This is a genomic window from Mitsuaria chitosanitabida ATCC BAA-476 = NBRC 102408, assembly GCF_001598255.1.
GTDB classification, from domain to species: domain Bacteria; phylum Pseudomonadota; class Gammaproteobacteria; order Burkholderiales; family Burkholderiaceae_C; genus Roseateles; species Roseateles chitosanitabidus.
The window spans coordinates 1-13,737 of sequence record NZ_BCYP01000021.1 but is presented as its reverse complement, the minus strand read 5'-3'; the positions used below and the strand labels follow the sequence as shown (position 1 = coordinate 13,737).

The 13,737-nt window shown below is 70.6% G+C and carries 11 protein-coding genes; 7 read left to right on the top strand and 4 right to left on the bottom strand.

Annotation, left to right across the window (positions count from 1 at the left end; all coding sequences use genetic code 11):
* Positions 1-50 precede the first annotated feature (50 nt).
* Positions 51-1,214 carry a mandelate racemase/muconate lactonizing enzyme family protein gene (locus MCHT01_RS14110; RefSeq protein WP_067065990.1) on the bottom strand — a complete coding sequence of 388 codons (1,164 nt, stop codon included), beginning with the start codon at positions 1,212-1,214 and terminating at the stop codon, positions 51-53.
* Between the two features lie 160 nt (positions 1,215-1,374).
* Between MCHT01_RS14110 and MCHT01_RS14105 the strand changes: the two genes are divergently transcribed.
* The gene (locus MCHT01_RS14105; protein ID WP_369688625.1) at positions 1,375-2,331 is read left to right on the top strand and encodes a LysR family transcriptional regulator; all 957 of its coding nucleotides are present in this window, start codon (positions 1,375-1,377) and stop codon (positions 2,329-2,331) included.
* A gap of 184 nt (positions 2,332-2,515) precedes the next feature.
* Positions 2,516-2,926, top strand: a complete 411-nt coding sequence (gene pcaC, locus MCHT01_RS14100) for a 4-carboxymuconolactone decarboxylase (RefSeq protein WP_067065989.1) — start codon at positions 2,516-2,518, stop codon at positions 2,924-2,926.
* Between the two features lie 61 nt (positions 2,927-2,987).
* Here the strand turns inward: pcaC and MCHT01_RS14095 are convergent, their stop codons facing one another.
* The gene (locus MCHT01_RS14095) at positions 2,988-3,908 is read right to left on the bottom strand and encodes a LysR family transcriptional regulator (protein WP_067065988.1); all 921 of its coding nucleotides are present in this window, start codon (positions 3,906-3,908) and stop codon (positions 2,988-2,990) included.
* A gap of 266 nt (positions 3,909-4,174) precedes the next feature.
* On the opposite strand from MCHT01_RS14095, the gene MCHT01_RS14090 reads away from it, so the two are divergent.
* The 4 genes from MCHT01_RS14090 to MCHT01_RS14075 all read left to right on the top strand — a co-directional run bounded on the left by MCHT01_RS14090 (position 4,175) and on the right by MCHT01_RS14075 (position 10,521).
* Complete coding sequence (locus MCHT01_RS14090; protein ID WP_067065987.1) at positions 4,175-5,737, top strand: class I adenylate-forming enzyme family protein; 1,563 nt, start codon at positions 4,175-4,177, stop codon at positions 5,735-5,737.
* A gap of 28 nt (positions 5,738-5,765) precedes the next feature.
* On the top strand, positions 5,766-7,085 hold the full coding sequence (locus tag MCHT01_RS14085) for an acyl-CoA dehydrogenase family protein (protein WP_176579646.1): 1,320 nt from the start codon (positions 5,766-5,768) through the stop codon (positions 7,083-7,085).
* 4 nt (positions 7,086-7,089) lie between these two features.
* A complete protein-coding gene (locus MCHT01_RS14080) occupies positions 7,090-8,472 on the top strand; it encodes an MFS transporter (protein ID WP_067065986.1) in 1,383 nt (460 codons plus the stop codon).
* Between the two features lie 69 nt (positions 8,473-8,541).
* Positions 8,542-10,521 (top strand): alkyl/aryl-sulfatase, encoded by a 1,980-nt coding sequence (locus MCHT01_RS14075; protein ID WP_067065985.1) that lies wholly within the window; start codon positions 8,542-8,544, stop codon positions 10,519-10,521.
* A 61-nt stretch (positions 10,522-10,582) separates the two neighbouring features.
* On the opposite strand, the gene MCHT01_RS14070 is transcribed toward MCHT01_RS14075, so the two are convergent.
* Both MCHT01_RS14070 and MCHT01_RS14065 read right to left on the bottom strand, forming a co-directional pair.
* On the bottom strand, positions 10,583-11,263 hold the full coding sequence (locus tag MCHT01_RS14070; protein ID WP_067065984.1) for an SH3 domain-containing protein: 681 nt from the start codon (positions 11,261-11,263) through the stop codon (positions 10,583-10,585).
* Positions 11,253-12,218, bottom strand: a complete 966-nt coding sequence (locus MCHT01_RS14065; RefSeq protein ID WP_067065983.1) for a hypothetical protein — start codon at positions 12,216-12,218, stop codon at positions 11,253-11,255. Before MCHT01_RS14065 ends, MCHT01_RS14070 begins: the two co-directional genes overlap by 11 nt.
* Before the next feature lie 237 nt (positions 12,219-12,455).
* Between MCHT01_RS14065 and MCHT01_RS14060 the strand changes: the two genes are divergently transcribed.
* Positions 12,456-13,619, top strand: a complete 1,164-nt coding sequence (locus MCHT01_RS14060; RefSeq protein WP_067065982.1) for a GGDEF domain-containing protein — start codon at positions 12,456-12,458, stop codon at positions 13,617-13,619.
* The last annotated feature ends 118 nt before the right edge of the window (positions 13,620-13,737 follow it).

Here is a 13,737-nt window from a genome sequence, read left to right as displayed (position 1 = left end):
TGTCCCGTTGGCGCAGATGCCGTGAAGGGAAGCAAAGCGACCCTCTGTCATCAGTCCGACAACTGCTTCATCACCGCATACAGATCCGCCTTCCCCTCGAAGCCGATGCCCGGGAGATCGGGCAGCGTGACGTAGGAGTTCTCCACTTTCACCCCGTCCGGGAAGCCGCCGAAGGGCTGGAACAGGTCGGGGTAGGACTCGTTGCCGCCCAGGCCCAGGCCCGCGGCGATGTTCAGCGACATCTGGTGACCGCCGTGCGGGATGCAGCGGCTCGCCGACCAGCCGTGTTCCTTCAGCATGTCCAGCGTGCGCAGGTACTCCACCAGGCCGTAGCTCAGCGCGCAGTCGAACTGCAGCCAGTCCCGGTCCGGCCGCATCCCGCCGTGGCGGATCAGGTTGCGCGCGTCCTGCATCGAGAACAGGTTCTCGCCCGTCGCCATCGGGTTGGCGTAGTAGTTGCGCAGCGTCGCCTGCAGCTCGAAGTCCAGCGGATCGCCGGCCTCCTCGTACCAGAACAGGTCGTACTGCGACAGCGCCTTCGCGTACGCGATCGCCGTGTCCAGATCGAAGCGGCCGTTGGCATCCACGCACAGCTTCTGGCCGTCGCCCAGCACGCTCAGGATGGCATCGATGCGGCGCAGGTCCTCGTCCAGCGACGCGCCGCCGATCTTCTTCTTCACCACCGAGTAGCCCCGGTCGATGTAGCTGCGCATCTCGTCCTTGAGCTTGCCGTGGTCCTGCCCCGGGTAGTAGTAGCCGCCTGCCGCGTAGACGAAGACCTTGCGGTCAGGCGTGCCGTTGCCGTAGCGCTCGGCCAGCAGCTGGAACAGGGGCTTGCCCTCGATCTTCGCCACCGCATCCCACACGGCCATGTCGATCGTGCCGATCGCCACCGAGCGCTCGCCGTGACCGCCGGGCTTCTCGTTCCTGAACATCGCGTCCCAGACCTTGTGGGCGTCGAGGATGCCGCGGCTGTCGAGCAGCGATTCCGGGTCGGCCTCGAGGATGCGCGGGATGAAGCGCTCGCGCATCAGCGTGCCCTGCCCGTAGCGGCCGTTGGAGTTGAAGCCGTAGCCCACCACCGGCTTGCCGTCGCGCATCACGTCGGTGATGACCGCCACGAGGCTCAGGGTCATCTTGCTAAAGTCGATGTAGGCATTGCGGATGGGGCTGCTGATCGGCAGCGTCTGCTCACGGATCTCGACGATCTTCACGGGGACTCCACTTCGGGTTGGCTTCGAATGGGCCGCATGATCCCGCCACGCCCCCTGACCTGACCAATTCAGTTTTCTTAGCCTTTGATGCTTTGAAGGCACCGGCCGCCTGGGCCGCCCTCGCCGCCTCTGCCGCTCACCTGCTCCGGACCCTGCCCCGATGACCCTGAACCTCAGCTGGATCGACGATTTCATGGTGCTGGCCGAGACCGGCAACTTCTCGCGCGCCGCCGAGGAGCGCCACATGACGCAGCCCGCCTTCAGCCGCCGCATCCGCGCGCTGGAGGATTGGCTGGGTGTCGAGCTCTTCGACCGCAGCTCCCAGCCGGCGCGGCTGACCGACGCAGGGCTGTGGTTCCGCAAGTCGGCGCAGGCGCTGCAGGCCCACGTCGCCCGCCTCCCCGGCGAGGCCCGCGCCATCGCCGAGGCCAGCTCGCAGACGCTGCGCTTCGCGGCCACGCATGCGCTGTCCTTCTCCTTCATGCCGAGCTGGCTGCGCGCGCTCGAGACCCGCACCAGCGTCGGCCCGGTGAACCTGGTCTCCGACACGCAGCAGAAGTGCGAGGCGCTGCTGCAGCAGCGGCAGGTGCAATTCGTGCTTGCGCATGGGCACGCGCAGGTCGCCGGGCCGCTGGACGAGGCCGGGCTGCCATGCGTCGTCGTCGGCCACGACCAGTTGCTGCCGGTCTGCGCGCCATCCGCGGACGGCACGCCCACGCATCCGCTGCTGGCCGCCAAGGCCGCGGGCAGGGGCGGCGGCAAGGCGGCGGACAAGAGCGCGTCGGTGCAGTTGCTCGCCTACAGCTCCGAGTCGGGGCTTGGCCGCATCCTGCGCGACGTGAAGGGTCCGGCGCTGGAGCGGCTCAGCGTGCGGCCGGTGCTGACGGCGCATCTGGCCTCGGTGCTGCGCACGATGGCGCTGGACGGGCGCGGCCTGGCGTGGCTGCCGGGGATCCTGGTCGGCGAGGACCTGGCCGCGGGTCGCCTGGTGCTGGCGGCTGACGCCGACTGGCACCTCGACCTGGAGATCCGCCTGTACCGCGATCGCAACCCGATGGGCGCGGCGGCCGAGGCCTTCTGGGAAGCGGCCAGCGCGGCCCCGCATCGCAAGGGCTGACGTCGTACGGTGACGAGCGCGGCCGCCCCTCGCCATCGGTCGCCGGGCCACCCCAAGCAGGTTCGCCGCAAGCGGAGGATTGGACGACGCCAAGTCGGGCTACGCTCCGCCGTCCGGCCTGGTCGCGGCAAGAGCCGCCTCGGCGACCAGGCCTTCCCAGTGATGCGATGCCCAGGAGCTTCTGATGACCCGTCCCTACGCCCCGAAAAATCCGGCCTTGTTCGAGGAAGGTCTCGCCACGCGGCGCGAAGTGCTCGGCGATGCCTATGTCGACGCGTCGATCCACAACGCCACCGACTTCAACATCGAGATGCAGGAGCTGGTGACGCAGTACTGCTGGGGAGATGTCTGGAATCGTCCGGGACTGGATCGGCGCTCGCGCTCGCTGCTGAACCTGGCGATGCTGACGGCGCTGAACCGGCCGCATGAGCTGAAGATCCACCTCCGCGGGGCGCTCAACAACGGCGTGACGCGCGACGAGATCAAGGAAGTCTTCCTGCAGACGGCGATCTACTGCGGCGTTCCGGCCGCGGTCGATGCGTTCCGCACCGCGACCGAGGTCTTCAAGGAACTGGACGCGCAGGCTTCGGCCTGACCGGGGTCCGGGATCGCGCCGCGCGGTCGGGCGGCGCGTGGCGCTCCTCCTGATGCGCGGGTCAGACGACGCGGCGCTTGGCGGCGCCGCGCAGGCCGAACTCCTCGACGAGCAGCTGCTGCATCCGCTCCAGCAACGGCGAGCGGTGTCCGTGCCTGCGCGTGATCCAGCCGATCTTGCGGCGCAGCGCGGGTAGCGCGATGGGCAAGGGCTTCAGGCCGATGGCGGCCAGCGGCGGCAGTGACCAGCTGCTGCTCAGCGTGAGCAGCGGCGTGCCGCACAGCAGCCGCATCGTGTTGAGGTTGGTGGCCGCCGCCTCGATGCGCACCGTCAGCGGTGGCAGGCCGGACTGCTGCACCAGGCGCTCCAGCTCGCGCCGCAGCCGCGTGTCCGGCGGCGGCAGCAGCCAGGGCTCGGCGGCGATGGCCGCGATGTCCAGCGACTTGCGACGCCGCAGGGGGTGGGCGGTGTCGGCCATCACCTGCAGCTCGTCGTCGCTCAGGCGCAGGGCCTCCAGCGGGTCCGGCATCGGATGCGGCAGCGGCGCGACGACGGCGTCCACCTCGCCCGCGTCGAGGTCCGCCATCAGGTAATGCATCAGGCGCTCGCTCAGGTGGATGCGCGCGGCGGGCCGCTCCATGAGCAGCCGCCGCACCACTTGCATCAGCCGCTCCACGTCCACCGAGGGGCTGTAGCCGATGCGCAGGATGCCGAGCTCGCCCGTCTTCATCTGGTGCAGCTCGCTGAGCGTGTCGTCGTACTCGAGCTGGATGCGTCGCGCGCGACGCAGGAAGGCCAGGCCCGCCTCGGTCGGCATCACGCCCTTGGGGTGGCGCTCGAACAGCGGGAGTCCCGCCAGCGCCTCCAGCCGCGCCAACGCCCGCGTGAGCGCCGATTGCGTCAGCCCCAGCGCCTCCGCCGCACGGCCCACGTGTCGGTGCTCGGCCACGGCGACGAGGTAGTCGATGTCGTTCAGGTTCATTTGTCTTCCTTCGTCGAGCTCGAAGACCCTCACCCCCACCCTCTCCCGCCAGCGGGAGAGGGAGTTGCATCCACCGAGCGCAGGGGCTGATCAACCACGGCGCTCGGTCGTCCGGCCCCCTCTCCCGCTGGCGGGAGAGGGCTGGGGTGAGGGTCTTCGGGCTCGATGACTTGTTTTCATCAGAATGTGCCAGATCGTGCGTTGCGGGAATGTCTCTCAGGTTCCAGACTGCTCCTCACTTGCAGTCACAACAACGGAGACAACCCATGACCACGTGGGACATCTGCAGGCACATCCGGAACGGCGCGCGCTTCTGGGGCGAGCGTCCAGCCGTCGTGTGCGGCAACGACAGCGTGAGCTTCCGCGATCTCGACGCTCGCAGCGACCGGCTCGCCGCCGCGCTGATCGGACTCGGCCTGACGAAGGGCGACCGCGTCGCCGTGCAATCGCGCAACGCTATCGCGCTGGTGGTGCTGGAGACCGCGCTGTTCAAGGCCGGGCTGGTGAAGGTCGCCCTCAACGCCCGCTTCACCGAGGACGAGGCCCGCGACGTCGTCGAGAGCGCCGAGCCACTGGTCTTTCTCGCCGGCGAGGGCTTCGCGCATCGCGGGCCGCGATCGCCGGGCTTCGGCTCCGTGCGCCACTTCATCAGCCTGGCCGGCCCCGCCGAGGGCCACCTGGACGCCGAGACCTTGATCGCCGCCGCCCCCGATGCCCCGGTGCATGTGCCAGTCTCCGAGGACGACCTGGCGGTGCTGCACTACTCCTCGGGTTCGACCGGCAAGATCAAGGCCGCCATGCAGAGCTTCGGCAATCGCCGCGCATGCATTCGCAAGGTGCTCTTCCGCAACGAGGGCGCGCCCCGTCCCGGCGACCGCATCGCGCTGGTCGGCCCGATCACGCACGCGAGCGGCATGCTGATGCAGCCCTTCCTCTACGCCGGCGCGACGCTGCACCTGTTCGACCGCTTCCATCCCCGGGCCTTCCTCGAGGCCATCGGCGAGCACCGCATCACCCATGCCTTCATGGTCCCGGCCATGATCCATGCGCTGCTGGAGGAGCCCTTCCTCGCGCAGGCCGACCTGTCGAGCCTGCGCCAGCTCAGCTACGGCGCGGCACCCATGGCGCCGGCGCGCGTCGAGGAGGCCTGGCGTCGCATCGGACCGGTGCTCGCCCAGGGCTACGGGTTGAGCGAGTCCACCTCCGCCGTCGCCTCGCTCTCGACCCGCGATCACGCCGAGGCGCTCGCGAGCGCGCCGCATCGACTCGCCTCCTGCGGCCGCCCCTATGGCGAGACCGAGGTCCGCATCGTCGACGAGCAGGGCCGCGAGGTCCCGGTCGGCGAGATCGGCGAGATCGTCATCCGCGGCGAGGACGTCTTCAGCGGCTACTGGCGCGAGCCCGAGCTCAGCGCCGAGGCGCTCGTCGACGGCTGGCTGCTCACCGGCGATCTCGCGCGCCGCGATGAGCAGGGCTTCCTCTACATCGTGGACCGCAAGAAGGACATGGTGGTGTCGGGTGGCTTCAACGTCTATCCGACGGAAGTCGAAGCGGTGCTCTATCGCCACCCGGCGGTCTACGAGGCCTGCGTGATCGGCGTGCCCGACGCGCGCTGGGGCGAGGCGGTGAAGGCCGTCGTCGTGCCGCGCGCCGGCGCCGACGTCGATGCCGACGAGCTGATCGCGCATTGCCGCCGTCACCTCGCCGACTACAAGTCCCCGCGCAGCGTCGAGCTCGTCGCCGCGCTGCCCAGGAACGCCAACGGCAAGATCGCCCGCAAGGACGTCCGGCAGCCCTACTGGGCCGGGCACGAGCGGCAAGTCCATTGACCGCCCTGCCGCCGCAAGGATCCGCACCATGAGCGCCACCGCTTCCGTCACCCCGTCCACCCCGTCCACCTCCTCGACCTCCTCGACCTCCTCGACCTCCTCGACCTCCTCGACCTCCTCGACCGATCGCACCGCGGCTGGCGTCGCGGGAGAGGGGCCCGCGCCCTCGGCCCGCCCCGCGACGCTGCCCGTGCTGACACGACCGATCTACGAGGACCTGCGCGCCCGCGCGCTGCGCTTCATCGAGGAGGAGCTGCTGCCCCTCGAGCGCCGCCTCGGTCTCGCGCCCAGCGACCCGCTGCCGCGCGAGGTGCTGCGCGACATCTGGAAGCGCTCGCATGCGCTGGGCCTGCTGACGGCGGCGATGCCCGAGGCGCTCGGCGGCCCGGGGCTGACGACGGTGGAGCTGTGCCTGCTCAAGGCCGAGCTGGCCTCTACCGGCGCGCTCTTCGCGATGCACGTGCTGGGCGAGCTCAGCGGCCCGCCGCGCATCGGCAACCTGATGGCGATCGCCACGCCCGATCAGCGCGCGCGCTTCCTCGGTCCCGTGATGAGCGGCGACAAGGGCGTGTGCTTCGCGATGACCGAACCGCATTCGGGCTCCGACGCCGCCAGCATCCGGACCCGCGCCGTGCGGGAAGGCGGCGAGCTCGTGATCACCGGGCAGAAGCACTTCATCACCGGCAGTCCCTTCGCCGACATCGCCATCGTGATGTGCGTGACCGATCCGGAGGCCGGTCCCAAGGGCATCACCGCCGTCTTCGTCGAGCTCGACGCCCCGGGCGTGCGGGTGGACTCGAGCTACGTGCCGATGTCCGGCCAGCACATCGACGCCGACATCCACTTCGACCAGGTCCGCGTGCCGGTGGGCAACGTGATCGGCGGGTTCGGGGCCGGCTTGCGGCTGGGCATGGCGCGCATCCACCTGAACCGGCTGCTGCACACGGCGACGATGATCGGCCTCGCGCGCCGGGTGCATCGGATGTCGCTGGCCTATGCGGTGGAGCGCCAGCAGTTCGGCGGACCGATCGCGCGCTTCCAGGCGATCCAGCACCTGCTGGCGGACATGCAGACCGAGCTCTTCGCCTGCGAAAGCATGATGCTGCACGCGGCCATGCGCGCCGACGCGGGCGATCCGCTGAAGTGGGAGGCCTCGGCCTGCAAGCTCTTCATCAGCGAGCGCTGCTTCGCCATCGCCGACCGCGCGGTGCAGATCCACGGCAACGTCGGCGTGACGCAGAACCATCCGGTGGAGCTGGCCTTCCGCCAGCTGCGCATGATGCGGATCCTCACCGGCACCAGCGAGATCCAGCGCAACACCATCGCGCGCGAGATCCTGCCGAGCTGATGCCATGAGCAGCGCCTACCGCCCTGCGCGCGCCTGGACCGTCGCCGGTCTGCTGGCGCTGATGATGACCAGCAACTTCCTCGACAAGGTCGTGCTCGGCCTGGTCGCGGTGCCGATGATGGCGGAGCTGAAGCTCTCGCCCACCGAGTTCGGCCTGATCGGCGGCAGCTTCTACTGGCTGTTCGCGATCGGCGCCATCGTCGGCGGCCTCGCCGCCAACCGCATCGCGGCGCGCAGCGTGCTGATGGCCATCGCGCTGGCCTGGGCGGTGATCCAGCTGCCGCTGGCGGTGTCGGGCTCGCTGGCCGCCTTCGTCGTGTGCCGGGTCCTGCTCGGCCTGACGGAAGGCCCCGCGTCACCGGTGGCCACGCACGCGCTGTGCAAGTGGTTCCCGGACCAGCGCCGCAGCCTGCCCATCGCGCTGCTGCATCAGGGCAGCTCGGCCGGCCTGCTGATCGCGGGCCTCGCGATCCCGCAGATCACGGCGCATTGGGGGTGGCGCGCCAACTTCCTGGTGCTCACGGTCATCGGCCTGCTGTGGTGCGTGGCGTGGTACTTCCTCGGCGCCGAAGGGCAGGTCGAGGAGGCGACGCCATCGCCATCGCCGTCGCCACGCCTCCCCTACGGCCACCTGCTCACCGACCCGACCGTGCTGGGCAACTTCGCGGCGCACTTCGTGTCGCACTGGGTGCTGGCGGCCTCGCTGACCTGGCTGAGCGGCTACCTGCAGCAGGGGTTGGGCTTCGCGCCCATCCAGTCGGGACGGATGTTCGCGCTCTTCATCCTGATCACCGCCCCGGTGAGCCTGGGTCTGGCCTGGGCCTCGCAGCGGCTGGTGCTCGGCGGCATGCCGACGCGGCGCTCGCGGGGGGCCTTCGTCGGGCTGTCGCTGGTGGTGGCCGGACTGGGCAACTGCGCGCTCCTGTGGCTGGACCTGTCCACGATGCAGCGCTTCCTGATGCTGGCGATCTCGGGGGGCATGACCCTGACGATCAACTCCATCGGCCCCGCGATCCTCGGCGAGATCGTCCCGCGCGCGCAGCGCGGCGGCATCCTCGCGATCGGCAACGCGGTGGCGTCGCTCGGTGGCTTGGGTGCGCCCGTGGTGATGGGGTGGCTGATCCAGCGGGCCTCGGGCCTGCCGGGCGTGAACCTCGCGGCGGAGCTTCCGCGCGCCGCCGCGCGGGGCTACGAGCAGGGCTTCTTCGTCGGTGGCCTGCTGCTGATCGCCGGCGGACTGGTCGCGCTGATGACGATGAACCCGCAGCGCTCGGCCCGGCGCCTCGCGCGGGCGCCGGGATCCGAGACCGATGCCGGACCGGGCCCCAGGCTCGCCGCCACCGCCATGGCCGGCCCCGCGCCCCAGGTCAGGCCCGATCCCCGCTGAGCCCGGCCCGTGCTACACCCGGGGACCGCGGCGGCAGCCGCGCTCCGATCGACTCCTCGAGACATCCCCATGATCCGAACCCTCCTGATCGCGGCGCTGGCCACGGCCGGCCTCGCGACGTCCTTCGCACCGCGGACGGCGGCCGCCGCCGACGACCCGCGCGGCGACGCGACGAGCTTCACCCGCGAGCGTCAGAAGGCCGGCCTCGTGGGGCTCGACGTCGACGATCCCGGCAGCTTCGAGGACTCCCGCCGCGGCTTCATCGCGGCGCCCAGCGGGCAGATCCGCGACGAGCAGGGCAAGGTCGTGTGGGACTTCCAGGCGCTCGCGTTCACGCAAGGCGAGGCACCGTCCACGGTGAATCCCAGCCTGTGGCGTCAGGCCAGGCTCAATCACCAGCCGGGGCTCTACAAGGTCACCGAGGGCATCTGGCAGCTGCGCGGATTCGATCTCGCCAACCTGACGGTGATCCAGGGCAAGACCGGCTGGATCCTGGTCGATCCGCTGACCACGCAGGAGACCGCGGCGGCGGCGCTGGCCTTCGCGCGCCAGCATCTGGGCGCGCAGCCGGTGACCGGGGTGATCTTCACCCACAGCCACGTGGACCACTTCGGCGGCGCGCTGGGCGTGCTGTCGGCCAAGGACGCCGTGGCGCGGCAGGTCCCGATCGTCGCGCCCGTGGGCTTCATGGAGGAGGCCACCAGCGAGAACGTGCTGGTCGGTCCCGCGATGTCGCGGCGCGCGGGCTACATGTACGGCGGGCTGCTGCCGAAGGATGCGCGCGGTCTGGTCGACACGGGGCTGGGCGTGGGCGTGGCCTCGGGCCGCATCGGCATCCTGCCGCCGACGGTGCTGGTGGACCAGCCGACGCAGGCGATGACCATCGACGGCGTGCGCTTCGTCTTCCACAACGTGCCGGGCACCGAGGCGCCGGCCGAGATGACCTTCGAGCTGCCCGAGCTGCGCGCCTTCGGCGCCGCGGAGCTGGTCTCGCAGACGATGCACAACCTGTACACGCTGCGCGGCGCGAAGGTGCGGGACTCGCTGTCGTGGTCGCGCTTCATCGACGAGGCGATCGGGCAGACGGCGGACAAGGACGTGGTCTTCCTGCAGCACGGCTGGCCGGTGTGGGGGCGCGAGCGCATCGAGGCCTTCATGGTGTCGCAGCGCGACACCTATCGCTATCTGCACGACCAGACCGTGCGGCTGATCAACGCGGGCCGCACGCCGTCGGAGATCGCCGAGGAGGTGAAGCTGCCGGCCTCGCTGGCGCGGATGTGGAGCTCGCGCGGCTACTACGGGACGGTGAAGCACAACGTGCGGGCGGTGGCGCAGTACTACGTCGGCTGGTTCGACGCGCATCCCTCGAATCTGGATCCGCTGCCGCCGGTGGAGGCCGCGCGGCATTACGTCGCGCTGGCCGGCGGTGCGGAGGCCGCGACCGCGGTCGCGCGCAAGGCCTTCGACGCGGGCGACTACCGCTGGGCGGCGGAGCTGCTGCGGCATGTGGTGCTCGCCGACGAGCGGGCCGCCCAGGCGGCCGGCGCGAAGGAGCTGCTGGCGAAGAGCTTCGAGCAGCTGGGCTATGCGGCGGAATCGGCGCCGTGGCGCAACTTCTACCTGACCGGCGCGCAGGAGTTGCGCTCAGGCCCGCCGCAGCGCGGCCCGTCGCGCGCGAGCGTGATGGACATGCTGATGCAGACGCCGATCGAGCAGTTCCTGACCGCGATGGCCGCGTCGCTGAACGGACCGCGGGCGGACGGGGTGACGCTGGCGGTGGCGTTCCGCTTCACCGACCTGAACGAGACCTACGGCCTGTGGATCGAGAACGCGGTGCTGCACCACCGCCTGGGCGAGGCGCCGATGGCGCCGGCGGCGACGCTCACGCTGACCAAGCCGGCCTTCCTCAAGCTGAGCTCGGGGCTGGCCACGCCGATGGAGCTGGTGATGTCGGGCGCGCTCAAGGTCGACGGAGACACCGGCGCGTTGCGCCAGTTCCTGGGCTTGATCGACAAGCCGGCGGTCGGGTTCCCGATCGTGACCCGGTGAAGGGGGCCTCGCAGAGGCCGGCGCCGCCCCGCCGGCTCGAGCTGTCGATCCGCCCGCGACCTCACTGATCGTCGAGCGAGGACGGTCCGTCGCAGGAGGTCTCCTGGATGCCGCAGATCCGGTCCATCCAGGCGCGGACGTGTCCCTTGGGCCGGCCGGCGCGGGCCGCCGGAGCGATGTCGAGGAGCTGGCGCACGTCGGCCGAGACGCGCGAGAGGTCGTAGTCGACCAGGACCCAGCGCCCCTGGCAGTCCGCGAGCCGGCCGGCGGCCATCATGTCGCTGCCGTCGAAGAGCGAGCCGTCCTTGAATCGAAGCGATGCCGGTGACTTCGCATCCGGACGGGCGTGCCCGGCTTCGGCCTGGGATTTCACGATCAGCTTGTTGCCGCTGACCCAGCCCTCGCCGCCGTAGGTCGGGCGGGGCGGCTCGCCGGTCATGACGTCCTCGTCCGCGGCGTCGCGGATCTGGAACCAGCCGTTGCGCACGCCGGTGACCTCCACGCGGACGCGTACCCGCAGGCCGGAGCCGTCGGACCAGACCGGTGGCAGCGTGCCCAGCACCTTCGCCGTGGCCGACGGGGCCGCACGGACGTTGAGACCCGCGGGATCCGTTTCCTCGACGAAGGCGGTGAACCGGCAGGCGGGTTCGGGCGCGCCGCCGGACGCGTGGGCGGCGCCGGCGAGCGTGGCGAAGGTCAGCAGCAGCGCGGGCGCGACGAAGGAGATCCGGTCATTGGCCATCGATCAGCACGTAGAAGAAGGAGGGGTTCTGACCGACCGAGGACAGGAAGGACCCGTAATGGTTCTTCGGGATCGTCTGGCAGCCGGCGGACCAAGTATTCACGACCGGCGCATTGTCGGCGCCGCCCCAGTGGATGTACATCGTGCGGCCGACGCCTTTGGTGTCGATGCGTGTCCCGGCGTCGTCGAGCGCGAAGCGGCCGTCGCCGTTGGTGTCGCGCTCGACCGTCTGGTCCTCGGCCGATCGGAAGGCACGGGCACCGAGGTAGCCGCCGGGCTTCTCCCGGAAGAAATAGGTGCCGGCGCGCAGGCGGCCGGCGTCGCGGATCTTGTCGGCGTTGACGTCGACGCCGGCGACGTGGCTCGCGCCCCGGGACGCGACGTCCTTGTAGCGCTCGTCGAGCGGCTTGCCCGCGGTGACGACCGCGCGATGCGCGTACTGGGCGGAGGGCTCGGTGTTGCCGGGCAGGACGCAGACGCTGCCGCGGCTGCGCCAGCCATTGAGCACGACGATGTGGTCGTCATAGACCCCGCGGCCCTTGTTGGCCAGGGTGGAGGTCTCCCGACGCAGCCCGAGGACGACCACACGGCCTTGCCGCAGCGCGTTGGCCGTCGCCCGCGACCCTCGCTGGTAGACCAGGCTCGCGCAGTACTGGTAGGCGGCGCGCTGGGACAGGAAGGGCATGCGCGGCAGGGCGGGGCGCTGACCGCGGTCGTCCGCCCAGCGACGCAGCAGGGCCGCGCCGTCGGCGACGGTGTTCAGCGCCGATCGCGCGGGCCAGTCGAGCGAGGCATCGGCGAGCCGATGGGCCGCCTCGGTCATCGGCGCATCCAGCCGGCCGATCGCGCGGGTCCATTGCTGCACGGCGCCGACGGGATCGCCGGCGGCCTGCGCGGCGAAGGCCGTGGCGAGTTGTTCCAGATCGGGATCGATGAGGGTCTGTTCGTTGCTCATGGAGGGAACCTGACGCTGGGCCCCGAGGGCCGATACCGAACATTCTGCGAAGCCGGACGCCCGATCGGGGTGGCCGAAGGTCATGCGGCCCGGCCGGGGATCACCCGTTCCGGTGACGTCGATTCGTCGGGGGCCTTTGTCGCCGAGGGGAGATCCGGAGGGCCTTCAGCGCGGCGGTGGCCGGGTCCGGAAAACCACGCCTGCGACAATTCGCCGCGCGCCGACCCCTCCACCGCCATGGCTCTCGATCCCTTCACCCTGCTGGTCCTCACCACGGCCATGGCTGCCGCCTCGGCGCTGTACCTGGTCGCGGAATGGAGCAGCGTGCGCGAACGCTCGCTGCTGCTGTGGAGCGCGGGCTTCGGAATCATCGCCGTCGGCAGCACGCTCGCCCTGCTGCGCTCCAGCGGCCATGTGCTGATCGGGATCTGGTTCTCCAACGGCATGCTGATCGGCGCCCACTGGCTGTTCCTGGCCGGCGTCGCGAAGTTCACGCGCACGCGCTTGCCACGCGCGTGGTGGCTGCTGCCCGTCGTGTGGCTGGCGATGCTGTGGCTGCCCGGCGGGCCCTGGTGGTCGCGGGCGATGCTGAGTGTCCAGTCGCTGCTGATCGCCGTCATCACCCTGCGCGCCGGGCTGTTGCTGCGCCCGCACGGCGGCGCGCTGAACGTGGGTGCGGCGCAGTTGCGCGTCGTCCTGCTGGCGCATGGCCTGTTCTATCTCGCCAAGGCGGCTTCGGCCCTGGTGCCGGAGGCCTTCATCAACCTGGCCAGTTTCGGTGGCGCGGTGATCCTGGTCTCACTGGTGGAAGGCGTGATGGCGATCATGCTGCTCGCGATGTCCATGACGGGCACCGAGCGCCATCGCCGCGAGGAACGCATCGCGCAGATCGCCGCCCGCGATCCGCTGACCGGCCTGGACAACCGCCGCGCGCTCTATCTGCGCGCACCGACGCTGTTGGCGCAGGCCTCGCCCGGCAGTCCCGGCGCCCTGCTGCTGATCGACATCGACCACTTCAAGCAGGTCAACGACCTGCACGGCCACCACGCCGGCGACGTCCTGCTGGTGACGCTGAGCGATCTCATCCGCGGCGTGTTGCCTCCCGGCGCACTGGCCGCGCGTCTGGGTGGGGACGAGTTCGTGATCCTGCTGCGCGGCGTGACCGACGCGGCCGCGCAGGCGTTGGGTCAGGACTTGCGCGAGGCGTTCTCGCAGCAGGCGCGCGAGATGTTCGCGACGCCGGAGCCGGTGTCGCTGAGCATCGGCGCGGCCTTGTTCGACCGGCCGGACACGGAACTCTCGCAAGGGCTCAAGCGAGCGGATGAGGCGCTCTATGCGTCCAAGCGCAAGGGGCGGGATCGGATGGAGGTGGAGAAGGTGCGCCCGGCCACTGCCGAGTAGGGCTCGGGCAGTGGCGTCAGGGCGCGCCGACGATCAGACGTCGATGTTGGCCGCGCGCAGCGCGTTGGTCTCGATGAACTCGCAACGAGGTTTCCGGTCGGCTCAGCGGGGGGGGGGG

What these genes read in the sequence shown, in the direction of transcription:
- MCHT01_RS14105 (WP_369688625.1), top strand. Translation starts at nt 1,375, where the DNA reads ATGACCCTGAACCTCAGCTGGATCGACGATTTCATGGTGCTGGCCGAG.
- MCHT01_RS14085 (WP_176579646.1), top strand. Translation starts at nt 5,766, where the DNA reads ATGAGCGCCACCGCTTCCGTCACCCCGTCCACCCCGTCCACCTCCTCG.
- MCHT01_RS14065 (WP_067065983.1), bottom strand. Translation starts at nt 12,218, where the DNA reads ATGAGCAACGAACAGACCCTCATCGATCCCGATCTGGAACAACTCGCC.
- MCHT01_RS14095 (WP_067065988.1), bottom strand. Translation starts at nt 3,908, where the DNA reads ATGAACCTGAACGACATCGACTACCTCGTCGCCGTGGCCGAGCACCGA.
- MCHT01_RS14080 (WP_067065986.1), top strand. Translation starts at nt 7,090, where the DNA reads ATGAGCAGCGCCTACCGCCCTGCGCGCGCCTGGACCGTCGCCGGTCTG.
- MCHT01_RS14075 (WP_067065985.1), top strand. Translation starts at nt 8,542, where the DNA reads ATGATCCGAACCCTCCTGATCGCGGCGCTGGCCACGGCCGGCCTCGCG.
- MCHT01_RS14060 (WP_067065982.1), top strand. Translation starts at nt 12,456, where the DNA reads ATGGCTCTCGATCCCTTCACCCTGCTGGTCCTCACCACGGCCATGGCT.
- MCHT01_RS14070 (WP_067065984.1), bottom strand. Translation starts at nt 11,263, where the DNA reads ATGGCCAATGACCGGATCTCCTTCGTCGCGCCCGCGCTGCTGCTGACC.
- MCHT01_RS14090 (WP_067065987.1), top strand. Translation starts at nt 4,175, where the DNA reads ATGACCACGTGGGACATCTGCAGGCACATCCGGAACGGCGCGCGCTTC.
- pcaC (WP_067065989.1), top strand. Translation starts at nt 2,516, where the DNA reads ATGACCCGTCCCTACGCCCCGAAAAATCCGGCCTTGTTCGAGGAAGGT.